The 20,658-nt window shown below is 59.8% G+C and carries 20 protein-coding genes and 1 other RNA gene; 9 read left to right on the top strand and 12 right to left on the bottom strand.

Translation table 11 applies throughout. The features are described 5' to 3' along the window. Positions 1 to 86: 86 nt before the first annotated feature. On the top strand, positions 87 to 518 hold the full coding sequence (ruvX, locus tag C4N22_RS03880) for a Holliday junction resolvase RuvX (protein ID WP_022256824.1): 432 nt from the start codon (positions 87 to 89) through the stop codon (positions 516 to 518). Between the two features lie 42 nt (positions 519 to 560). On the opposite strand, the gene C4N22_RS03875 is transcribed toward ruvX, so the two are convergent. Further along, positions 561 to 1,310 (bottom strand): peptidylprolyl isomerase, encoded by a 750-nt coding sequence (locus C4N22_RS03875; RefSeq protein WP_112148061.1) that lies wholly within the window; start codon positions 1,308 to 1,310, stop codon positions 561 to 563. 269 nt (positions 1,311 to 1,579) lie between these two features. Here C4N22_RS03875 and C4N22_RS03870 point away from each other — a divergent pair, with 269 nt between their 5' ends. The 3 genes from C4N22_RS03870 (at position 1,580) to C4N22_RS03860 (ending at position 2,922) form a co-directional block, all read left to right on the top strand. Beyond that, positions 1,580 to 1,894: a DUF1292 domain-containing protein gene (locus C4N22_RS03870; protein ID WP_022256826.1), complete on the top strand. Its 315-nt coding sequence runs from the start codon at positions 1,580 to 1,582 to the stop codon at positions 1,892 to 1,894. A gap of 32 nt (positions 1,895 to 1,926) precedes the next feature. Continuing rightward, positions 1,927 to 2,131, top strand: a non-coding RNA gene (gene ssrS / locus C4N22_RS03865) — 6S RNA. Positions 2,132 to 2,289: 158 nt separating this feature from the next. Next, a complete protein-coding gene (locus C4N22_RS03860; RefSeq protein ID WP_112115095.1) occupies positions 2,290 to 2,922 on the top strand; it encodes an AhpC/TSA family protein in 633 nt (210 codons plus the stop codon). A gap of 62 nt (positions 2,923 to 2,984) precedes the next feature. Here C4N22_RS03860 and C4N22_RS03855 read toward each other — a convergent pair whose 3' ends face one another. From C4N22_RS03855 to C4N22_RS03840, 4 genes are all read right to left on the bottom strand, one after another. Then, positions 2,985 to 3,185 carry a DUF378 domain-containing protein gene (locus tag C4N22_RS03855; protein WP_022256828.1) on the bottom strand — a complete coding sequence of 67 codons (201 nt, stop codon included), beginning with the start codon at positions 3,183 to 3,185 and terminating at the stop codon, positions 2,985 to 2,987. Between the two features lie 67 nt (positions 3,186 to 3,252). Continuing rightward, positions 3,253 to 4,143, bottom strand: coding sequence for a 4-(cytidine 5'-diphospho)-2-C-methyl-D-erythritol kinase (gene ispE / locus C4N22_RS03850; protein ID WP_112148060.1), 891 nt, complete (start codon positions 4,141 to 4,143; stop codon positions 3,253 to 3,255). Positions 4,144 to 4,158: 15 nt separating this feature from the next. Next, positions 4,159 to 5,343, bottom strand: a complete 1,185-nt coding sequence (locus C4N22_RS03845) for a pyridoxal phosphate-dependent aminotransferase (protein ID WP_022256830.1) — start codon at positions 5,341 to 5,343, stop codon at positions 4,159 to 4,161. Further along, entirely contained in the window at positions 5,343 to 5,822 is a 480-nt protein-coding gene (locus C4N22_RS03840; protein ID WP_022256831.1) for an Lrp/AsnC family transcriptional regulator, read from the bottom strand. The genes C4N22_RS03845 and C4N22_RS03840 overlap by 1 nt, the downstream gene beginning before the upstream one ends. Before the next feature lie 360 nt (positions 5,823 to 6,182). Here C4N22_RS03840 and C4N22_RS03835 point away from each other — a divergent pair, with 360 nt between their 5' ends. From C4N22_RS03835 to C4N22_RS03820, 4 genes are all read left to right on the top strand, one after another. Beyond that, positions 6,183 to 6,452 carry an ACT domain-containing protein gene (locus C4N22_RS03835; RefSeq protein WP_112115092.1) on the top strand — a complete coding sequence of 90 codons (270 nt, stop codon included), beginning with the start codon at positions 6,183 to 6,185 and terminating at the stop codon, positions 6,450 to 6,452. A gap of 225 nt (positions 6,453 to 6,677) precedes the next feature. Further along, positions 6,678 to 8,045: a PFL family protein gene (locus C4N22_RS03830; protein WP_112148059.1), complete on the top strand. Its 1,368-nt coding sequence runs from the start codon at positions 6,678 to 6,680 to the stop codon at positions 8,043 to 8,045. Positions 8,046 to 8,115: 70 nt separating this feature from the next. Continuing rightward, complete coding sequence (locus C4N22_RS03825; RefSeq protein WP_242980938.1) at positions 8,116 to 8,763, top strand: stage II sporulation protein R; 648 nt, start codon at positions 8,116 to 8,118, stop codon at positions 8,761 to 8,763. Positions 8,764 to 8,793: 30 nt separating this feature from the next. After that, complete coding sequence (locus tag C4N22_RS03820; RefSeq protein WP_112148058.1) at positions 8,794 to 9,264, top strand: peptidoglycan-binding domain-containing protein; 471 nt, start codon at positions 8,794 to 8,796, stop codon at positions 9,262 to 9,264. Positions 9,265 to 9,358: 94 nt separating this feature from the next. Here C4N22_RS03820 and rfbB read toward each other — a convergent pair whose 3' ends face one another. The 6 genes from rfbB to C4N22_RS03790 form a co-directional block, all read right to left on the bottom strand. Beyond that, positions 9,359 to 10,423 carry a dTDP-glucose 4,6-dehydratase gene (gene rfbB / locus C4N22_RS03815; protein ID WP_022256836.1) on the bottom strand — a complete coding sequence of 355 codons (1,065 nt, stop codon included), beginning with the start codon at positions 10,421 to 10,423 and terminating at the stop codon, positions 9,359 to 9,361. Positions 10,424 to 10,659: 236 nt separating this feature from the next. Then, complete coding sequence (gene rfbD / locus C4N22_RS03810; protein WP_112115089.1) at positions 10,660 to 11,574, bottom strand: dTDP-4-dehydrorhamnose reductase; 915 nt, start codon at positions 11,572 to 11,574, stop codon at positions 10,660 to 10,662. A gap of 23 nt (positions 11,575 to 11,597) precedes the next feature. Next, entirely contained in the window at positions 11,598 to 12,485 is an 888-nt protein-coding gene (rfbA, locus tag C4N22_RS03805; protein ID WP_022256838.1) for a glucose-1-phosphate thymidylyltransferase RfbA, read from the bottom strand. A 388-nt stretch (positions 12,486 to 12,873) separates the two neighbouring features. Next, the gene (locus tag C4N22_RS03800) at positions 12,874 to 13,665 is read right to left on the bottom strand and encodes a glycosyltransferase (protein ID WP_112148057.1); all 792 of its coding nucleotides are present in this window, start codon (positions 13,663 to 13,665) and stop codon (positions 12,874 to 12,876) included. A gap of 5 nt (positions 13,666 to 13,670) precedes the next feature. Beyond that, on the bottom strand, positions 13,671 to 16,118 hold the full coding sequence (locus C4N22_RS03795) for a glycosyltransferase family 2 protein (protein WP_112148056.1): 2,448 nt from the start codon (positions 16,116 to 16,118) through the stop codon (positions 13,671 to 13,673). A gap of 114 nt (positions 16,119 to 16,232) precedes the next feature. Next, complete coding sequence (locus C4N22_RS03790; RefSeq protein WP_242980937.1) at positions 16,233 to 17,336, bottom strand: SpoIID/LytB domain-containing protein; 1,104 nt, start codon at positions 17,334 to 17,336, stop codon at positions 16,233 to 16,235. A gap of 393 nt (positions 17,337 to 17,729) precedes the next feature. Here C4N22_RS03790 and C4N22_RS03785 point away from each other — a divergent pair, with 393 nt between their 5' ends. After that, the gene (locus tag C4N22_RS03785; protein WP_112148054.1) at positions 17,730 to 18,362 is read left to right on the top strand and encodes a GyrI-like domain-containing protein; all 633 of its coding nucleotides are present in this window, start codon (positions 17,730 to 17,732) and stop codon (positions 18,360 to 18,362) included. Positions 18,363 to 18,440: 78 nt separating this feature from the next. Here the strand turns inward: C4N22_RS03785 and C4N22_RS03780 are convergent, their stop codons facing one another. Continuing rightward, positions 18,441 to 20,579: a polyribonucleotide nucleotidyltransferase gene (locus tag C4N22_RS03780; RefSeq protein ID WP_112148053.1), complete on the bottom strand. Its 2,139-nt coding sequence runs from the start codon at positions 20,577 to 20,579 to the stop codon at positions 18,441 to 18,443. Positions 20,580 to 20,658 lie beyond the last annotated feature (79 nt).

Below are 20,658 nucleotides of genomic sequence, written 5' to 3'. Positions count from 1 at the left end.
TGTAATATTTTTATTTTACCACAAAATTGCAAGAACATCTATTCTGTGATACACTGGAGAAAACCAGCAAGCAGAAAGGACATCCTATGAAAATTTTAGCCGTGGATTACGGGGACAGCCGCACCGGCCTTGCCACCTGCGACCGCACCGAGTTTCTTACCAGCCCCATCACGCCGCAGATCACCCTCAAGGCCCGCAACAAGGTGGCCGCCCGGGTGTGTGAGGTGGCCAAAGAGATCGGGGCCGAGCTCATCGTCATCGGCCTGCCGCTGAACATGGACGGCACCGAGGGCGAGCGCGCCGCCAAGAGCCGGAAGCTGGCTACCACCGTCAAGCTGTGGAGCGGCCTGCCCGTGCGGATGTGGGACGAGCGGCAGACCACCTGCGCCGCCGCCGACCTGCTGGACGAGAGCGGCACCTACGGCAGCAAACGGAAAGAAATTCTGGACTCCGTCAGCGCCACCGTCATCCTGGACGACTACCTGGCCTGGCGGAAAGATCACCCCGGGGAAATTTAAGCAAAAAGGGACGCCGCAAAGCGTCCCTTTTGTGTTTTTGCGTTATTGATACGTCTCAATGCTCACACGGTTGATGGTGATGGCCTCCGTCGGCTTCTGGTTCTCATCCACCGCCGCCTGCCCGATGGCATCCACCACATCCATTCCCTCGTACACCTGCCCGAGGACGGTATCGGTATAATCGAGGTAGGGTGCCCCGCCGGCGGTCTGGTAAGCGGAAACGACCTCGGCGCGGTAGCTGGCCGCGTTCATCTGGTCCACCAGCTCCTGCGTGACGGAATCGCTGCCCGGCAGGGTGTCCATGACATAGAAGACGCTGGCGCACTGGCCGGAGGTGTCCGTGGCCATGCAGAGGGCCCCGGAGTAATGGTGGAGCTTGTCGCTCACCTCAACGGGGCAGCGGCTGCCGTTCCAGATGGTGGTGCCTTTGCCGTCGGCCCCCTGCCCGGCCTCCACAAGGAAATTTTTTTCCACCCGGGAAACGGTCAGGCCGTTGTAATAACCGCTCTGCACCAGGCCTGCAAAATTATCATAGGCCTGCGGGGCTTCGCTGGGGAACAGCACGGCCTTGAACACGCCCGCTGAAGTATCGAACACGGCAATGGTGTCCCCTGCCGCCGGGTGGGTGAACTGCAGCTCCCCGGACTCTACCGCCGGGCGGCTGATGCTCTGGGGCTTGCTGTCGCCGCCAAGACCCGGCAGGGTGGGCAGCCCGCTGCACCCCGCCAGTACCAGTACCAGTGCCAGACCCAGCGCCAGTGCCGCGCAATATTTTTTTGGCCTGAGATTCATACTCCACACCCCTTTTGCATATCCTGTATTATGGTTTCTTCCCAAAATTCTCTGCGTTGATACACAACGTTTAGTATAGCATATTCCTGCCCGATAGGCGAGAGGAAAATGCGTGAAAATTTGCGGCGCGTTTTCTGTGCGAAAAACATCTTGACGAGCGGGCAAAAAAACGCTACACTATAGGCGTACCCAGCAGCGGGCACTCCCCGCAAAGGGCAGAGCTATGACGATTTTATGCAAAATTTACGATATTACAGGAGAACGAACTTATGGCAGATGAAATCAAGACCCCGGGTGCCGAAGAGGAATATCAGCCCGACCTGATGACCCTTGAGGACGAGGACGGCAACGAAGTCACGTTTGAAGTGATCGACGCGCTGGACCATAAGGGCGTGCATTACCTGGCCGTTGTGGAATACGCCGAGAACGAGGATGATGTGAATGATGATGCACAGCTGGTCATCCTGAGCGTGGGCGAAGACGACGAGGGCGAGTATCTGGACGTTGTGGAAGATGACGAGACTCTGCTGGAAGTGAGCAAGCTGTTTGAGAAGCGGCTGTCCGACCAGTTCGAGATCGAGTAAGTCCCTTATTTTCCAGACAAATTACCAGGCAAGACTTCCTGCCCGGCGCGATTTGTTGCGGTTTATATGATCCTACTAATCATTCAACGGGAGCTTGGAGTTCTCCGGTGGATTGCAGACCTCCCCGCCATGGGTCGACCATGGAGGCTCGATGAGGAAGCGTGAATCCGGCGACAGGGCACCCACCTGTCCGTAAGGGTAGGTTTGATTGACCGCAGACGACCGGGCGGGATCTTTTTATCGAAATGCATCCACCGCTGGCCTTTTGCGAAAAGCCAGTGTGTGGATTTTTTTATAGGCATCTGGGGTGCAGCAGGGGTATTTCCCGCCGCAGGCGGGAAATACCCTACAACTCTTGCTTTGTTGGTGAAGATGGAAAGGATGTGCATTGCGGCATGAAAAGTGAGCATCTGGTGGGGACCAGCATCCCCCGGTTTACCTACGACACCCCCACGGTGCCGGGCAACGATTTTTACGCCCTGTGTGAGGGCACCCGGCCGCTGTGCATGATCTTTCTGCCCGGGTTCGACCACCCGGTCACCCGGGAGTATGTCACCCGCTATCTCAAGACCCTGCCCGCCCTGAAAGGGGTGCGGCTGGCCTGCGTGGTGCGCTCCTCGGCCCAGAGCGTGGCGGCGGCCACCCGGGGCTCTGATTTCCCGTTCCCCGTCATCTGCGACGCACCGGGCGTTTTGTACGGGTATCTGGGTGTGGAGCAGACCCGCGGCCTTTTGAGCTGGAGCTTTGCGGCCCAGAAAATTTTCAAGGCCGCCAAAGACGCGGGCTACCACTACGATAAATCCGCCCCCCAGATTTTACCCCTGACACTGGTGGTGGGCCACCTGGGCAAGATTCTGTTCACCCACTCCGGCCGCAACCAGACCGACCTGCCCGAAGACTGCCGGGCCATCAACGACATCGTGCGGGAGATCGAGCGGGCGTCTATGGCGGCCCATGGTACCACCAATCCCCACTGCTCTGATGAGACCCTTACCCTGCCCGATCTTGTCGGCTGGGAAGAAGAATAAAACGGCACAAGAAAAACGGCTCCCTTGCAGGGGGCCGTTTTTTGCAAGGAGCCGTTTTTGCGTTACTCTGCTTCGTCGGAAAACAGACCCGGGATGCCGCAGAGCGCGGCCGCGCCCACCACAGTGAACACGATCCGGGACCAGATGGAGCTGCTGCCGCCCAGCAGCCAGCCCACAAAATCGAATTGGAACAGGCCCACCAGCCCCCAGTTGATGCCGCCGATGATCATGAGAATCAGACAGATTTTATAAAAGGTCTGCACAAAAAGACCCTCCCTTCTCTTGGAATAGCATTTCCGGAGAAAGGAGGGTTTATGCATTCTGAAACGCTTACAGCAGCCATTTGGGGCTGACGACCCGGGCACCGCCTTTATCGGGCTGGGCCACATACACCTGCGGCCACTGGGCCTTGAGGGCCTCGGCAGCTCCACGGGCGGCCTCTTCGGTGGGAAACACGCCGAACACCGCCGCGCCGCTGCCCGTCATCAGGGCCGTGACGGCACCGTGCTGGCGGAGAGCCGCTTTGATGGCCTCGTTGTCCCTGGCACCGCTGCACTCTTCCAGCGCGTTGCCGGCCGCCGCGCAGACCCCGGCCAGATCTTCGGCCCGGACGGCCTTTTCCTGGGCCTCACAGTCCGGGTGGGTGCTGCTGCCCACTTTGTCATAAGCCGCAAAGGCCTCCGGGGTAGAGACGCCGTAATCCGGCATCACCACGGTGAACCAGCAGTCCGGGCAGGGCGGCAGGGCTTTTAGGATATCGCCCACACCCTGCACCCGGCAGGTGCCGCCCATGAGAGCAAAAGGCACGTCGGCACCAATTTTGGCACCCAGAGCGCAGAGCTCACTCATGGAGAGTTTGGCCCCGTACAGGGCGTTCAGGCCCACCAGCACACCGGCGGCGTCGGCACTGCCGCCCGCCATACCGGCCCGGACGGGCACGTTTTTATAAATGGTGATGTCCACACCCGCCAAAAGGCCCGTGTACTGGAAAAAGGCAATGGCCGCCTTGATGGCGGTATTGCTGTCGTTGGCGGCCACCGGACTGCCGGGCAGGCTCAGGCTCAGGGTATTGCTCCGGCGGAGCACCACCCGCTCGTACAGGGTGATGGCCTGCATGGTCATATCCAGATTATGATAGCCGTTGGGCAGCAGACCCACCACATCCAGTGCCAGGTTGAGCTTGGCAGGGGCCAGAACGGTCACGCTTTTCAAAGTTGCCATGGTTGTTTCCTCCCGTTATGCTTCCCCGTGATAAATGCCGTTTTCCTGCAGGAACTCCTTGATCCGCTTCAGGGCCTCTTTCAGGTGCTCTACGGAATACGCGTAGGACACCCGGGCATATCCCTCGCCGGAGGCACCAAAGGCGTCGCCGGGGATGATGGCCACATGCTTCTGTTCCAGCAGCTTTGTGCAGAATTCCTGGCTGCTCATCCCGGTGGACTTGATGCAGGGGAACGCATAGAACGCGCCCCGGGGCTCAAAGCAGGTCAGCCCCATCTGGTTGAAGCTCTTCACCACCAGGCGGCGGCGCATGTTGTACTCGTCCCGCATCCGGTCGATCTCGCCATCGCACTCTTTCAGGGCGGTGATGGCCGCGTACTGGCTGGTGGTGGGGGCGCTCATGATGGCGCTCTGGTGGATCTTGGTCATGATTTTGATGATGGGCTCCGGGCCGCAGGCATAGCCCAGCCGCCAGCCCGTCATGGCATAACTCTTGGAGAAGCCATTGACCACGATGGTCCGCTCCGCCATATCCGGCAGGGACGCAATGGAGACGTGGGGCCGCAGGCCATAGTTGAGCTCCGCGTAAATTTCATCGGAAAGCACCATGATGTTGGTGCCCCGCAGCACCTCCGCAACGGCCTCCAGGTCTTCCCGCTCCATCACGGCACCCGTGGGGTTGTTGGGGAACGGCATGATGACCAGCTTGGTCTTGGGGGTAATGGCCGCTTTGAGAGCGTCTGCTTTGAGGCGGAACTCATCCTCCTGTCGACAGGCCACATGGACCGGCACACCGCCGGAAAGGGTGGTGATGGGCTCGTAGCAGACAAAGCAGGGCTCCGGGATGACGACCTCATCCCCGGGCTGGACCAGCGTGCGGATGCACATGTCAATGGCCTCGCTGCCGCCTACCGTCACCAGCACCTGGCTGGGCTCATAGTGGAGATTCATCCGGCGGGCGAGATAGCGGGTGATCTCCGCCCGCAGCTCCTTGAGGCCCGCGTTGGAGGTGTAGCGGGTGCGGCCGTGTTCCAGGCTCTCGATGCCGGCTTCCCGCACGGCCCAGGGCGTTTTGAAATCCGGCTCGCCCACGCCCAGGCTGATGCACTCGGGCATCTCAGCGGCCAGATCAAAGAATTTGCGGATGCCGGAGGGCCGCATGGCCTTGGCGGCAGGCGCGATCAGTCGTTCGTAATCCATCACAGCACCGTGCACTCTCTTTCATCGATCTCGTCGTCCTGGTACAGGCGGCCCTCTTTTTTGTAGGTGCGGAGGACAAAGTGAGTGGCCGTGGACAGCACATCGTCCAGCGGGCTCAGCCGCTTTGCCACAAACAGGGCGATCTCCTGGAACGTCTGGCCCTTGATGACCAGCTGCAGGTCGTAACCGCCGCTCATCAGCAGCACGCTCTCCACCTCGTCAAAAGCGGCAATGGTGGCCGCGATCTCATCAAAGCCGCGGCTCTTCTTGGGGCTGACGTTCAGCTCAATGACCGCCTCCACCCGGTTCACCCCGGCCTTTTCCCAGTCCACAAGGGTCTTGTAGCCCTTGATGATGCCCTGCGCCCGGGCCAGGTCGATCATGGCCGCCACCTCGGCGGGGGATTTATTCAGCATCGTGGCAATGTCCTCAACGGAAAGCCGCGCGTTATCTTCCAGAATTTTCAAAAGCTGTTCCATGGTGCGTTCTCCTTTTCAGCTTGTTGTGCGAGATTTGTAAATAAGTATAACACAAGCGGCGGCTGTTTTCATCTGGTTTTTTGCATAGAATGTCTTTTGGGAGTGTTCTCGGTTCTTTTTTCTAAAAACAGTGTTCAAATTTCAGCAAATCTGCTATACTTGAGGGGAACGAAACCTCTCCGTCCTCGCTAGCGCGATGCCACCTTCCCTAATAGGGGAGGCCTTGGCAGTCGATGGAAGCTTTCTCTATTTGCCAAAGACTCCCCCGGCTGGGGGAGGTGGCACGAAAGTGCCGAAAGAGGAGTGGCTGGCGAGCGAAGCTCGACTGAGAGGTCAAACTTAAATTATGGGGTAGAAATTATGAAAGCATTTATCACGGTCATGGGTCATGATACCGTTGGCGTGGTCGCCAAAGTCTCGACCCTTTGCAGCGAACTGAATATCAACATTGAGGACGTGACCCAGAGCATTCTGCATGGCATGTTCGCCATGATCATGCTGGTGGATATCTCCAAGTGCAGTGTCAGCCATGAGGAGCTGCACCAGCGCATGGACGCCCTGGCCAAAGAGATGGGGATGCAGATCAACCTCACCCGCCAGGAAGTCTTCGACGCCATGCACACGATTTAAACCTCTCCGTCACGCCTGACGGCGTGCCACCTCCCCTAACAGGGGAGGCCTTGGCAGTCGATGGAAGCTTTTCCTATTTGCCAAAGGCTCCCCTGCTAGGAAAGACTCCCCCGGCCGGGGGAGGTGGCACGAAAGTGCCGAAAGGGGAGCGGCTGGCGAGCGAAGCTCGACTGAGAGGTTGTACGAAGAGATACATCGAGTATAGAATTGCGAGGTTCCATATCAATGAGTATGATCAACACCGGCGACATCCTCGAAACCATCGAGATGTTTACGCAGGATAATCTGGACGTGCGCACCGTTACCATGGGCATCAGCCTGCTGGACTGCATCGACCCGGATTCCAAAAAGGCCTGCGAGAAAGTTTACAATAAGATCACCACCAAGGCGGCCAATCTGGTGCCTGCGGTGGAGCACATCAGCGCCGAGTATGGCATCCCCATCATCAACAAGCGGATCAGCGTGACCCCCATTGCCATGCTGCTGGGTGCCTGCCCGGACGCGGACCCCGTGGATTTTGCCAGGGCACTGGATGCTGCCGGCAAAAAGGTGGGCGTCAACTTTGTGGGCGGCTACACGGCCCTGGTGCACAAAGGCTTTTCGGCGGGCGACAAACGCCTCATCGAGTCCATCCCCCGCGCTTTGGCCGAGACGGACATCGTCTGCAGCTCGGTCAACATCGGTGCCACCAAGGCAGGCCTGAACATGGACGCCATTAAGCTGATGGGCGAGGCCGTCAAGAAAGCCTCCGAGCTGACGGCAGACCGTCAGTGCATCGGCGCGGCAAAGCTGGTCGTCTTCTGCAACGCACCGGAGGACAACCCCTTTATGGCCGGCGCGTTCCACGGCCCCGGCGAACCCGACTGTGAGATCCACGTTGGCGTTTCCGGCCCCGGTGCCGTCCGCGCCGCACTGGCCCGCCTGCCCAAGGACGCGCCCATCGACCAGGTGGCAGAGCTGGTCAAACGGACCGCGTTCAAGATCACCCGCGTGGGCCAGCTGGTGGCAAACCTTGCCTCCCAGGCACTGGGCGTGCCCGCAGGCATCATTGATCTCTCGCTGGCTCCTACCCCGGCGGTGGGCGACAGCGTGGCCAACATTCTCGAAGAGATGGGTCTGGAGACCTGCGGCTGCTGTGGCACCACGGCCTGCCTGGCCCTGCTGAACGACGCCGTGAAAAAGGGCGGCGTCATGGCCTCCAACCATGTCGGCGGCCTGTCCGGTGCTTTCATTCCGGTCAGTGAGGACGACGGCATGATCCACGCGGCGGAGACCGGCTGCCTGACCATTGAGAAGCTGGAAGCCATGACGGCGGTCTGCTCGGTGGGCATCGACATGGTCATCATCCCGGGCGATACCACCCCGGCCGTCATCAGCGCCCTCATTGCGGACGAAGCCGCCATCGGCATGGTGAACAGCAAGACCACCGCCGTCCGCGTCATCCCGGCCATTGGCCGCAAGGCGGGCGAGATCCTGGACTTCGGCGGCCTGCTGGGTTACGGCCCCATCATGCCCGTCAACCAGCACGACCCCTCGGTCTTCATCAACCGCGGCGGCCGTCTGCCGGCTCCCATGCAGTCGCTGAAGAACTGATCGTTTTTGTATCAACGTTGAGAAACAGGCCCATACTCTGGATAACTTTTCCAGAGAGGGGCCTGTTTTTATGTTTGCTAAAAAATTATCCCGCCGGGAAATGGCGGTATGGTGTGCCGCGCTGGCGCTGGGGTGCGTGCTGGCCGGTTTGAGCGGGTTTGCGCTGGACTGGGGCCGGGCCCAGCTGGACACCGGGGCCGCCCTCTGTGCCGACACCCTGCGGCTCCACATCAAAGCCGACAGTGACAGCCTGCAGGACCAGACCGCCAAGCTGGCCGTGCGGGACGCCCTGCTGGCCTATACGGATGCCCAGTGCAGGGCGTCCACCCAGCCGGAAGCCCTGCACTGGGCGGCACAGAACCTGCCCGCGCTGGAGCTGACCGCCCGCCAGACGCTGGCCCGGCTTGGCCTTGCCCCGGCGGCCCGGGTGGAACTGGTGAACATGTACTTTGCCGCCACCCGGTATCAAAACGCCGCCCTTCCCGCCGGGCGGTACGACGCCCTGCGCCTCACGCTGGGGGAGAATGACCGCAGCGGAAAAAACTGGTGGTGCGTGCTCTACCCGGGCCTCTGCCGCGCGGCCTGCGGCAGCTATGCCCTCCCGCAGGAGAATGACCTTATCTGCGGGGAGTACATCGTCCGGTTCCGGCTGGTGGACTGGGTGCAGAGCGTTTGCTCCGACCGCGCCGACCGCACACTCCTCTCCCCTGCCGCATAACCTGTGGCGGAAAGGAGTGTGACCACACACATGGCAATTCCCGCTTATTATTCCCTCATCCAGCGTGGCTCTTCAGGCCCCGACGTGGCACTGGTGCAGACCTGGCTCAACGGCCTGCGCGACGCCTGCACCTGGCACGACATCCTCAAGGTGGATGGCCATTTTGGCACCGCCTGCGAGAAAGCCGTGACCGAGTTCCAGCTGCGGAACAAGCTGACTGTGGACGGCAAAGTGGGTGCCAACACCTGGAATGCCATCTACGCCAAATACACCGCTGCCCACGGCCTGCATGTGCCCTACCCCGGCATCGTGCTGCGGCAGGGCTCTGAGGGCGGAACCGTCCGGCTGGTGCAGCAGAAGCTGCGCGGCGAGGGCGAGACCCTGACCGCTGATGGCAAATATGGTGCCAAGACCACGGAAGCCGTCCGCCGCTACCAGAAGCGGAACAGCCTGACCGCCGATGGCTCAGTGGGCAGCGCCACCTGGGAAAAGATGTTCTAAACGCCCTGCCCACTCGTAACGGGCAGCAAAAATGGCCCCCGCCGGGATCTTGCTTCCGGCGGGGGCCATTCTCATTGCAACGCGGAAATTCCGCTTACTTATTCTTGTACATTTCCTCGTAGTACTTCTGGTAGTTGCCGCTGGTGATGTGCTCCATCCACTCCTCGTGGTTGAGGTACCAGTCAATGGTCAGGACGATGCCTTTCTCAAACGGGGTCTCGGGATACCAGCCCAGATCGTTCTTGATCTTGGTGGGGTCGATGCCGTAGCGGCGGTCGTGGCCCAGACGGTCGGCCACATGCTTGATGAGGTCCTCGCTGATGCCGTCGTCTTTCAGGCGGTCATGCAGCTGGCTGATGATGGTCTTGACGATGAAGATGTTGGGGCGCTCGTTGTGGCCGCCCACGTTGTACACCTCGCCGATCTTGCCGCCGTTGGCCACCATATCAATGGCCTTGCAGTGGTCCTCCACATACAGCCAGTCGCGGATCTGCATTCCGTCGCCGTAGACGGGCAGCTGCTTGTGGTGCTTGACGTTGTTGATCATCAGGGGGATCAGCTTCTCGGGGAACTGGTAGGGGCCGTAGTTGTTGGAGCAGCGGGTGATGTTGATGGGCATACCGTAGGTATCGTGGAATGCCTTGACGAACATATCCGCGCTGGCCTTGGAAGCGGAGTAGGGGCTGTGGGGGCACAGCGGGGTGGTCTCCATGAAGAAGCCCTCGGCACCCAGAGCGCCGTAGACCTCATCGGTAGAGACCTGAACGTACTTCTTGCCCTCTTTCCAGGTCTTGGCGTCAGCATCGTACCATGCCTCTTTTGCACGCTGCAGCAGGTTCACGGTGCCCATGACATTGCTCTGGACAAAGATCTCGGGGTTCTTGATGGAACGGTCCACATGGCTCTCGGCCGCAAAGTTGATGACGTAATCGAAATCATACTTTGCGAACAGGCTCTCCACCAGCTCCTTATCGCAGATATCGCCCTGCACAAAAACATGGCGGGGGTCGCCCTCCACGTCTTTCAGGTTTTCGAGATTGCCGGCATAGGTCAGCTTATCCAGGTTGACCAGCAGGATCTCGGGGTATTTTTTGAGCATATAGTGGACAAAGTTGGAGCCGATAAAACCGGCGCAGCCGGTGATCAGATAGGTTTTCATATTGATATATCCTCGATGTTTATTCTCTCTTGTCAGCGGGCTTGCCCTCTCCGTCATTGCTTCGCAATGCCACCTCTCCCAAAGTGAGAGGCCTTGGCAGTCCACGCAAAGTTTATCTCTTTGCCAAAGGCTCCCCCCTTTGGGAAAGATTTCCCCCGGTCGGGGGAAAATGGCAAAGCCAAAAAGGGGAACAGCTGGACGCCGATAGGCGGCCTGAGAGGGCTAGGACGTTCATCTTACTTCATGCCATTCTCGCCATCCCAGTGCTCAAAGAAGCAGGCCAGGGCAGCTTTCCAATCGCGCACCTCGTTGCCGACGGTGCAGCGGAGCATCCGGTTGTCCAGGGCGCTCCACTTGGGGCGGTCGGCGCTTTCCGGGTGCTTTTCCTTGTACTCGGCGCTGGTGCAGGGAGCCACGGTGGCGTCCACACCGGACAGGCGGATGATCTCGGAGGCGAAATCATACCAGGAGCAGATGCCCTCGCCGGTGCAGTGGTACAGGCCGTACTCGTGGGTGACGCAGAGCTGTAAAATCTCGTGGGCCAGATCCACCGCGTTGGTCGGGTTGCCGCACTGGTCGTTGACCACTTCCAGCTTGCCAAACTTCTTGCCCGCGTTGACGATGGTCTTGACAAAGTTTTTGCCGTAGTAGCTGTACAGCCAGGCCGTGCGGACGATGAAGTGGCGGTGGCAGAACTGCTCCACATACTTCTCGCCCATGAGCTTGGTGGAGCCGTAGGCGCTGATGGGGCCGGGCAGGGTGGCCTCATCCTGCGCGATGCCGCCGTTCTCCCGGCCAGAAAAAACGTAGTCGGTGGAGACATGCACCAGGCGGGCACCCGTCTTGGTGGCAGCCTGTGCCAGGTTGCGGGGGCCGATGGCGTTTGCCTTGTAGGCGGCGTCGTGGTTCACCTCGCAGCCGTCCACGTTGGTGTAGGCGGCGCAGTTGATGATGACGTCCGGGCGCTGGCGGCGGATGAAATCATCCACCATCTTGTAGTTGGCAATGTCCAGCTCGGGCAGGTCCACCGGAATGACCGTTGCATTGAGCAGCTTTTCCGGGATGGGGCCGATCTCGCTGCGGCCCTCGCGGAGCTGCTTGATGATCTCGGTGCCCAGCTGGCCCTTGCAGCCAGTGACGATGATTTTCATGGGATAATCCTCCCCTTAAACTCTTAGTATCTCAGTTTGCCGTCGGCGACATTCTTCAGGTGCTGGCCGTAGGGGCTCTTGCCGTAGCGGGCAGCGCTCTCCAGCAGGGTGTCGCGGTCGATCCAGCCATACTTGTAAGCGATCTCCTCCGGAGCGCTGATCTTGATGCCCTGGCGCTTCTCGATCATCCGCACAAAGTCAGCGGCATCCACCAGGCTGTCCATCGTGCCAGTATCCAGCCAGGCAAAGCCGCGGCCCAGCAGCTGGACATCCAGCTCGTCTTTCTTGAGGTACATGTCGTTCAGAGTGGTGATCTCCAGCTCGCCGCGGGCGGAGGGCTTGACCTGCTTTGCCATCTTGACGACTTCCTTGTTGTAGAAGTACAGGCCGGTGATGGCGTAGTTGCTCTTGGGGTGCTCGGGCTTCTCTTCCACGCTCAGCACCTTGCCGTTCTGGTCGAACTCGACGATGCCAAAGCGCTCGGGATCCTGCACATAATAGCCAAAGACGGTGCAGCGGCCCTTGTTCTCGGCGTTGGCGGCGGCAGTCTTCAAGATCTTGGAGAAGCCGTTGCCGTAGAAGATGTTATCGCCCAGGATCATGGCGCAGCAGTCGTCGCCAATGAACTCCTCGCCCAGGATGAATGCCTGTGCCAGGCCGTCCGGGGAGGGCTGAACTTTATATTGCAGATGGATGCCGTACTGGCTGCCATCGCCCAGCAGCGCCTCAAAGCGGGGCGTGTCGGTAGGGGTTGAAATGATGAGGATATCCTGGATGCCCGCCAGCATGAGGGTGGACAGAGGATAATAGATCATGGGCTTATCGTAGACGGGCAGCAGCTGCTTGCTGGTGACCATCGTCAACGGATAAAGCCGGGTGCCGGCACCGCCGGCCAGAATAATGCCTTTCATATTTGTGCACTCCTTTAATAAAAATGAAAAAAGTTGTGCAGCTTTACGAAGCTCGAACGCCAAAGGCGACGCGATGACACAGGCTATTTTGACACCAGACAATGCAGCCGAGCGCCGAACTCCTTGGTGGAATTCAAGCGAGGCTAAAGCAGTCCGGCGGCAAAAGAGCCGTGGCAGCGTGTTGGATTGGCGTTTGAGATTCGTATGGATTCAAAGCGGAGCTGCGTCCGCTGTCAACAAGGTTGGGTAATACCGTGCAAAACTCCGGTCTTTTCTTTCCAGGGGCGATAGTATTACACCTTATTCTACTATCAAATCAGCAAAAAAGCAAGAAAAAAACGGCATGAATCAGAAAATTTCTGGCTCATGCCGTTCTTCTTTTGAAAAATTAAAATTTGAAGCCCCACTTGCTAAAATACCGCAGCAGGCTGCCGGCCTGCCAGAGGAACGGTTTCAGGCTGCGGTGGGCCGCCCGGTGCCAGGCATGGATGGCCGTGTACTGGGGCACCAGATACGCCTTGCCGGTGGTGCGCATCTTCTGGGTGAGGTCGGCGTCCTCCACATACATGAAGTAGTGCTCGTCAAAGCCGCCCACGGCCTTGAACTCCGCCGTCCGCACCGCGGAGAAGCTGCCGGTGCAGAACTCGATCTCGGTGGGTTTTGTCAGGTCTTTGTCCGCCATGAGGTACTGCTCGTTGTATTTCTCCCAGAACTTGAGAAATGACAGCTGGCGGTAGACCATGGGCCGCAGCGCGCACCGCTGCAGGGGCAGGCGCTGGGGCCGCCCGTCCGGGAAGACGAGGCCGGGCCGGGCCATCACGGCATCCGGGTGCCGGGCCATCCAGTCGGCCAGGTCACTGAGGGTATCGGCCATGAGCTGGATATCCGGGTTGAGGATGAAGTGGTAGGTGCTGGCAAGCTCCGGCAGCACGGTGTTGTGGCCGGTGCCAAAGCCGCCGTTCTCTTTGCGGCAGCGCACCTCAACGCGCTGCCCGGGCCCGGGGGCCAGCAGACCCTCCCGCACGGCCTGTTCCAGCCGGGGGCCGCTGCCGTCCGGGCTGGCGTTGTCCACCAGATAGAGGGTCAGCGGGTAGCGGCGGGTGAACTGCAGCACGGTCTGGGCCGCCTTGAGCACCTCGTCATAGCCGTTATAGACAACAATACATGCGGAAAGATTCATCGGCTTTACTCCAAAGGCAGAATTTTGAGGCTGAAGTCCTCACGCTGGATGTCAAAGTTGGGGTTGGTGCAGGGGTCGCCCTTGGCCAGCAGGTCGCCCCAGCGAGCCTGGAAGCGGAGCACTTCGCCCTGGAAGCGCTTCTGCTTTTCGGGGTTGTCCTCCATGCCGCGGCTCTTGCTCTCGTAGTGGTAGAGCTGGGCAAACGGGGTGAAAACGTTGGTGTAACCGGCCTCCCGGACGCGGACACAGAAATCCACATCGTTGAACGCCACGGCGTAGCTCTCGTCCAGGCCGTGGACCTCGTCGTAAATTTCTTTCCGGATGAGCAGGCAGGCGGCGGTATCCCCGTAGACGTCCTGCACATAGTTCAGGCGGCCCATGTAGCCGTCGGAAGTGGCCGGAAAATATTTGTGCAGGTGGCCCGCCACGCCGCCGATGCCAAAGCCCACGCCAGCGTGCTGGATGGTGTCATCGGGGTAGAGCAGCTTGGCACCCACGCAGCCCACACGCTTCTGCTGGGCGTACATGACCATCTCTTCCAGCCAGCCTGGGGTGATGACCTCGGTGTCGTTGTTGAGCAGCAGCAAATACTCGCCCGTGGCGTACTGGGCCCCAAAGTTGTTCAGGGCGCTGTAGTTGAATCCCTTGCCCTGCCAGGTAAGGACCTTGAGGGTATCGGGGTGCTCTTTCTGCATCCGCTCATAGCTGCGGAACGTCTGCTCCTCCTTGGAGTTGTTCTCAATGAGGAGGATCTCAAAATCCGGGTAGGTGGTGCGGGCGTAGATGGACTCCACACAGGTCTCCAGATCCCGGATGTGGTCGCAGGTAGGGATGAGGATGCTCACCCGGCCCGGGTGGGCCATGGTGTAATCCGTCTTGTAATAGCCCGGGGTGCCGGGGATGAGGGTGACGTCATCCACCGCCACGCCGCAGCGGGCATAGTGGGCCTTGAGGGCCGCAATGCCCGCGTCGATGCAGTAGGTCTTGGCGGAGATATCGCTGGCGGTGCTGTTGGGGCTGGAACGCCAGTAATAGAGCGCATGGGGGATGTGGGCGATCTTCCGGGCTTTCTCGGTCAGGCGGAGGAAGAGGTCGTAATCCTGGCTGCCGTTGTACTCGGCCCGCTCCCCGCCGCCAGCCTGTTCCATCAGCACCTTGCTGAACGTGGTCAGGTGGCAGATATAGTTGTTGGAGCGGAGGTTGTCCAGCATGAAGTCCGGCTTGAAGTGGTAGAGCACCACGTTCTCCACCTTGCCCTCAAAGGTCGCCTCGTCGGTATAGACGAAATCGGCTCCCTGCTCCACGATCGCCTGCGCCGTGTACCACAGGGCACAGGGGTGGAGGATATCGTCATGATCCAGCAGGGCGATGTAATCGCCTGTGGCCAGCTCAAAACCGTGGTTGGTGTTCCCGGCAATGCCCTCATTCTCGGTCAGTTTCTGGTAGCGGATGCGGGGGTCTGCCTTGGCGCGGGCCTGCACATGCTGGCCCACGGCGGTGTCCTGCCCGGCGTCCACACAGCAGAGCTCCCAGTTGCGGTAGGTCTGGTTGACGACGGAATCCAGCAGCTCCTCGAGGAAATTCAGCGGGGTGTTGTACAGGGGCACCACAATGCTGATCTTGGGGCCTGCCTCGCCGCCGGGCTGGTGGCTGGCCTGCTTTACCAGCAGCTCCACCGGGGCAAAGCGGTCTGCCCGCAGGGTCTTGCTGGGGAAGAGGACTGCATACTCACGGCGGGCACGGGCCTGCTCCCGCACGCCCTCCACGCCCATGGCGCGCAGGTCATGCAGGAAGACGAACAGCGGGAACGTGTGCCAGATCTGGCGGCTCTTGCTGACGGCATACCGCATGGGCCAGGTCAGCTTCCAGAACGTGGAATTGGTAACGTCGCTCAGGGTCTTTTCCAGCTGCTGCTCGTGGCTGCGGCTGAGGACAAGGTCACTGCGGAGCCGCTCGATCAGGGCGGCTTCCTCGCTGCAGGTGCGCTCGGCCCGGACCATCCGGTCCCGCAGGGTGTCCATCTCCTGCTCGTAGCCCTGTACCATCATCAGCGGGGCGGGCACGGCGCTGCCGGTGCAGAACAGAGCGGACTGCTGGGCCCGGCCCCTGCTGCGCCAGCGGAAATCACGGTAATAGCCCCGCCGGGCCAGCTGCTCGGCCCAGGCCGCCATCATGGTGCTGTCCACACTGGCCAGCAGCACTTTCTCGGGCAGCTGCTGGGGCAGATGGCTCCACACGGGGTCTTCCACCACCAGCAGGTCCACAGGCTCTGCAGCCTGTGCAGACCACTCTTCCGCCCGGATGCCTGCCCGGCGCAGGGCCTTTTCCAGCAGGTCAGACTCGCTGTTCAGCACCTGGGCCGAGGCGGGGCGCGCTTCTTCCGCGACCCGCTGCGCCAGCTGACGGCAGCGCTCTTTCTCCTGCTTCAATTTCGTTTCCTTGTCCAACTGCATTCCGATTTCTCCAACTCCCATTTGATGTTACAATTGTATAGTATACCAAATTCCGCCGCATTTGAGAAGCGATTTTCCGCAATTCCTTTTGGTTTCCAGTGCAGCGCCTTTTGGTCAGCCGAACAGCTTCCGCAGCCAGCCAAAGAAGCCGCCGCTGCTGGAACCACTGCCCACGCTCTTCATGGAGACGCCGGTGTAGTAATGCTGGAGGATCTCACGGTAGCCCATCCCCTGCTCGGCGGCAAAGCCCACCGCGCCGCACTGGCTCATGCCCACGCCGTGACCATAGCCGTAGTAGGTCATCACGGGGGTGCCATTGGCGTCGGTGCCAAAATCAAAGCAGTAACGGGAGCTCACAAACTGGCTGATGTTGCGGTAGCTGCGGCCATTGGAGACGAACGTGTTGTACTGCACAAAACCGCCCAGATCCTTGTGGGTGGTGTCGGCGCTGACGTAGGGCTCGCCGGTCTTGCTGTCGTTGTACTCCTGATAGGTGTAGTCCTTGCCGATGATGCGGCGCATTTTCTCATGGTACTGGCGCTCATAGGGGCTCTCCACGCTCTGGAGGTAGGGCACATCCGTCCCCCAGGCGTCCAGACCGGAGCAGGTGCCGTAGACGCCCGTCTGAGTGTTGTAGCCCGCGCTGGCCGACCACACCGCGTCAATGACGCTGCCGTTGTAGGTCAGCACCTCGTCCTTGACGGCGCGGACGGCTTTCTCAATGGCGGACCGGGCCGAGGCCGGGATCTGGTCCACCGGGGTGTAGATCAGCGCATTGGCCGAAGAGCCGTACTTTTTGTGGTATTCCAGGTAGGAGTGAATGGCCACAGCCTGGGCTTTCCAGGCTTCCTGTGCCGCCGAGGCGCTCACAAAGCTGCCGATGGAACCCAGCTCGGTGTAAGTAATGCCCACCAGGCAGTCCACCAGGTTGAGTTTCACATTCCGGCGCAGGCCCTTGCCCTTGATATTCAGGTAAGGCATGGTGATGGTATCTTTCGAGCCGAACAGCCAGCTCAGGCAGTTTTCCTCCTCCGCCGGGAGCAGGGTGGTATCCGCCCCGCCGATGGTGGTGGGCACCGTGTAGACGGTTTCCGTCACGGCCTCGCCCTCCGGGGTGCCCTCTTCCTCTGCAAACGCCGCGGGGATGGCCCCGACCAGCAGCACCGCCGCCAGCAAAAGCGCCGCCGCCCGGCGCGCGAACATCGAAATGTGTTTCAAGATGGTTTCCTCCTGTTTTCAACAATTTCTTTCAGTTTAGTTTAACACACTGCGAAACGAACAGCAAGGACGGAAGTTTAGTCCGGACGTTTTTTCACAGAGTACAGTAGCACTTCATCGGGCGGTATAATACTCCCGCTTGCTTATAACAAATCATATATCAAAAGCCAGAGCACCCGTTACCGTGGTGCTCTGGCTTTTGATATTGTATTTCAGTGTTGCGTTCCGCAAAGTAGTATGTTATAATCGAATCAACAAATTATAGTTGTCAATTTGAAGCACTGACACTTCTCTCCGGAAAGGTGGTTTCCCATGAAAATCGAACACATCGCCCTTTATGTAAACGATCTGGAAGAAGCCCGAAATTTCTTTCTGAAATAATGGAGGAACCCCATGCCATTTGATTTCAAAAAAGAGTACAAAGAATTTTATCTACCCAAGAACAAGCCGGAGATCGTAACCGTTCCGGCGGCAAACTACATCGCGGTGCAGGGCAGCGGCGACCCCAACGAGGAGGGCGGCGCTTATCAAAGCGCCATCCGCATTCTGTATGCAGTTGCCTACACCCTGAAAATGAGCTACAAGACCGGCCGCAAGATCGATGGATTTTTTGAATACGTCGTCCCGCCGCTGGAGGGCTTCTGGTGGCAGAATGGCGTGACCGGTGTGGATTATACAGATAAATCCGCTTTCCACTGGATCTCCGTGATCCGCCTGCCGGATTTTGTGACAAAAGCAGACTTTGACTGGGCCGTGGAGACCGCTTCCAAAAAGAAGAAGCTGGACTGTTCCCCGGCAGAGTTCCGGACGATCGATGAGGGATTGTGTGTGCAGATCATGCATATCGGCTCGTATGACGCCGAACCCGCAAGCGTTGCGCAGATGGACGCCTACCTGGCACAGAACGGCTATGAAAACGACCTGACCGCCAGCCGTCTGCATCACGAGATTTATTTGTCCGACCCCAGAAAAACCGCTCCCGAAAAGCAGAAGACGGTCATCCGTCATCCCATCAAGGTGGTCTGAAGCCGAAATTATGAAAAACCTCCCGTTCAACAATTCCTGCTGAACGGGAGGTTTCTGCTTTTATTTCAGGTTACAGCCTTACTGCTGAGCGTTCTTCTTGGCTTCCAGAGCCAGGATGGCGTCGCGGCGGCTGAGGTTGATGCGGCCCTGCTGGTCGATATCGGTGACCTTGACGACGATGGCGTCGCCCACAGCGACCACATCCTCCACGCGCTCGACACGCTTGGTGTCCAGCTTGGAGATGTGCACCAGGCCCTCTTTGCCCGGGGCGATCTCAACGAACGCGCCGAAGTTCATCAGGCGGGTGACTTTGCCCTTGTAGATGGCACCGATCTCGGGGTCTTCCACAATGGTCTTGATGGTGAAGATGGCGCGCTTTGCGTCCTCCTGATCGACGGCGGAGACGAAGACGTGGCCGTCCTCCTGCACGTCGATCTTGCAGTTGCAGGTCGCGCAGATGTCCTGGATGACCTTGCCGCCCTTGCCGATGACGTCCTTGATCTTATCGGTGGGGATCATCATGCTGAACATCTTGGGGGCCCAGCGGCTCAGCTCCGCACGGGGCTGCGCGATGACGGGCTTGATGATCTCGTCCAGGATGTAGAGGCGGCCCTTGCGGCACTTCTCGAATGCCTCGGCAATGATGTCATAGGTCAGGCCGTCGATCTTAATGTCCATCTGAATGGCCGTGATGCCCTTGCGGGTACCGCCCACCTTGAAGTCCATATCGCCGTGGAAGTCCTCGACGCCCTGGATGTCCAGCATGGTCATCCAGCGGTCGCCCTCGGTGATCAGGCCGCAGGAGATGCCGGCCACGGGGGCCTTGATGGGCACGCCTGCATCCATCAGGGCCAGCGTGGAGCCGCAGATGGAAGCCTGAGAGGTGGAGCCGTTGGAGCTCAGGACCTCAGACACGCAGCGGATGGTGTAGGGGAACTCCTCCAGAGAGGGCAGCACGGGCACGAGGGCGCGCTCGGCCAGTGCGCCGTGGCCGATCTCGCGGCGGCCGGGGCTGCGGGGCGCGCGGGCCTCACCGACGGAGTACGGCGGGAAGTTGTAGTGGTGGATGTAGCGCTTGGTCTGCTCATCGGTCAGGTCATCCATCAGCTGGTTGTCCTTGGTGCCGCCCAGGGTGCAGGTGGTCAGCACCTGGGTCTGGCCGCGGGTGAACATACCAGAGCCATGGACACGGGGCAGGATGCCAACTTCGGCAGCCAGCGGGCGGATCTCGTTGATGCCGCGGCCATCCACGCGCTTGCCCTCGTCGAGCAGCCAGCGGCGGACGACGTACTTCTGCATCTTGTAGCTGACGAGGTCGAGGTCTGCCTCGGACAGGTCCGGATACTCCTCGGCGATCTTGTCCATGATGGGCAGCAGAGCGGCATCGCGGACGTTCTTGTCGTCGGTATCCATGGCAGCCTTGAAGTCGTCCAGATACTTGTTCTGGATGGCGTGGAAGACATCCATATCCAGGCCCACGACCTGGAAATCGATCTTCGGCTTGCCACGCTCGGCCACGATCTTGTTGATGAACTCGATGATCTTCTTGATCTCGACATGAGCCGCCTTGATGGCGTTGAGCATGGTATCCTCATCCACCTCGTTGGCGCCGGCCTCGATCATGACGATCTTGTCCATGGTAGCGGCCACGGTCAGGGCCAGGTCGCTGTGACGGCGCTGCTCCTGGGTGGGGTTGAGGACGATCTCGCCATCCACCAGGCCCACCTGCACGCCGCCGATGGGGCCGTTCCAGGGGATCTCGGACACTGCGGTGACCAGAGAGGCACCGATCATACCGGCGATCTCAGGGCTGCAATCGGGGTCCAGGCTCATGACGGTCATGGTGATGCAGACATCGTTCCGCATCTCCTTGGGGAACAGCGGGCGCATGGGGCGGTCCACCACGCGGCTGGTGAGGATGGCACGCTCACCGGGGCGGCCCTCACGGCGCATAAAGCTGCCGGGGATGCGGCCTGCGGCGTAGAGCTTTTCCTCATACTCCACGTTCAGGGGGAAGAAATCCACGCCCTCGCGGGGTTTGGGGCTCATGACCACATTGCACATCACGCAGGTCTCGCCGTAACGGATCAGGGCGCTTGCGTTGGACAGACCGCACATCTTGCCCATTTCCGCCTTGAACGGACGGCCCGCCAGCATGGTCTCGTAGACCTTGTAGTTCTCAAAGGTCTCTTTGCGGGAACCAAATTCAATTGCCATTTGGTTTTGCCTCCTTTGTCCTTTTCAGGATCAGTTTTATCCAAAAGGCTGCCCGCCGCGCATCATAGCAATAAATCCA

It is taken from the genome of Faecalibacterium prausnitzii, assembly GCF_003287495.1.
GTDB lineage: Bacteria > Bacillota > Clostridia > Oscillospirales > Ruminococcaceae > Faecalibacterium > Faecalibacterium prausnitzii_I.
Note: the sequence above shows the minus strand (reverse complement) of the source record. Positions and strands in the feature narration are given on the sequence as shown.

Excerpts from the sequence above, each read along its gene's own strand:
- ruvX (WP_022256824.1), top strand. The coding sequence starts at position 87 with ATGAAAATTTTAGCCGTGGATTACGGGGACAGCCGCACCGGCCTTGCC.
- C4N22_RS03875 (WP_112148061.1), bottom strand. The coding sequence starts at position 1,310 with ATGAATCTCAGGCCAAAAAAATATTGCGCGGCACTGGCGCTGGGTCTG.
- C4N22_RS03870 (WP_022256826.1), top strand. The coding sequence starts at position 1,580 with ATGGCAGATGAAATCAAGACCCCGGGTGCCGAAGAGGAATATCAGCCC.
- C4N22_RS03860 (WP_112115095.1), top strand. The coding sequence starts at position 2,290 with ATGAAAAGTGAGCATCTGGTGGGGACCAGCATCCCCCGGTTTACCTAC.
- ispE (WP_112148060.1), bottom strand. The coding sequence starts at position 4,143 with ATGGCAACTTTGAAAAGCGTGACCGTTCTGGCCCCTGCCAAGCTCAAC.
- C4N22_RS03845 (WP_022256830.1), bottom strand. The coding sequence starts at position 5,343 with ATGGATTACGAACGACTGATCGCGCCTGCCGCCAAGGCCATGCGGCCC.
- C4N22_RS03840 (WP_022256831.1), bottom strand. The coding sequence starts at position 5,822 with ATGGAACAGCTTTTGAAAATTCTGGAAGATAACGCGCGGCTTTCCGTT.
- C4N22_RS03835 (WP_112115092.1), top strand. The coding sequence starts at position 6,183 with ATGAAAGCATTTATCACGGTCATGGGTCATGATACCGTTGGCGTGGTC.
- C4N22_RS03830 (WP_112148059.1), top strand. The coding sequence starts at position 6,678 with ATGAGTATGATCAACACCGGCGACATCCTCGAAACCATCGAGATGTTT.
- C4N22_RS03825 (WP_242980938.1), top strand. The coding sequence starts at position 8,116 with ATGTTTGCTAAAAAATTATCCCGCCGGGAAATGGCGGTATGGTGTGCC.
- C4N22_RS03820 (WP_112148058.1), top strand. The coding sequence starts at position 8,794 with ATGGCAATTCCCGCTTATTATTCCCTCATCCAGCGTGGCTCTTCAGGC.
- rfbB (WP_022256836.1), bottom strand. The coding sequence starts at position 10,423 with ATGAAAACCTATCTGATCACCGGCTGCGCCGGTTTTATCGGCTCCAAC.
- rfbD (WP_112115089.1), bottom strand. The coding sequence starts at position 11,574 with ATGAAAATCATCGTCACTGGCTGCAAGGGCCAGCTGGGCACCGAGATC.
- rfbA (WP_022256838.1), bottom strand. The coding sequence starts at position 12,485 with ATGAAAGGCATTATTCTGGCCGGCGGTGCCGGCACCCGGCTTTATCCG.
- C4N22_RS03800 (WP_112148057.1), bottom strand. The coding sequence starts at position 13,665 with ATGAATCTTTCCGCATGTATTGTTGTCTATAACGGCTATGACGAGGTG.
- C4N22_RS03795 (WP_112148056.1), bottom strand. The coding sequence starts at position 16,118 with ATGCAGTTGGACAAGGAAACGAAATTGAAGCAGGAGAAAGAGCGCTGC.
- C4N22_RS03785 (WP_112148054.1), top strand. The coding sequence starts at position 17,730 with ATGCCATTTGATTTCAAAAAAGAGTACAAAGAATTTTATCTACCCAAG.
- C4N22_RS03780 (WP_112148053.1), bottom strand. The coding sequence starts at position 20,579 with ATGGCAATTGAATTTGGTTCCCGCAAAGAGACCTTTGAGAACTACAAG.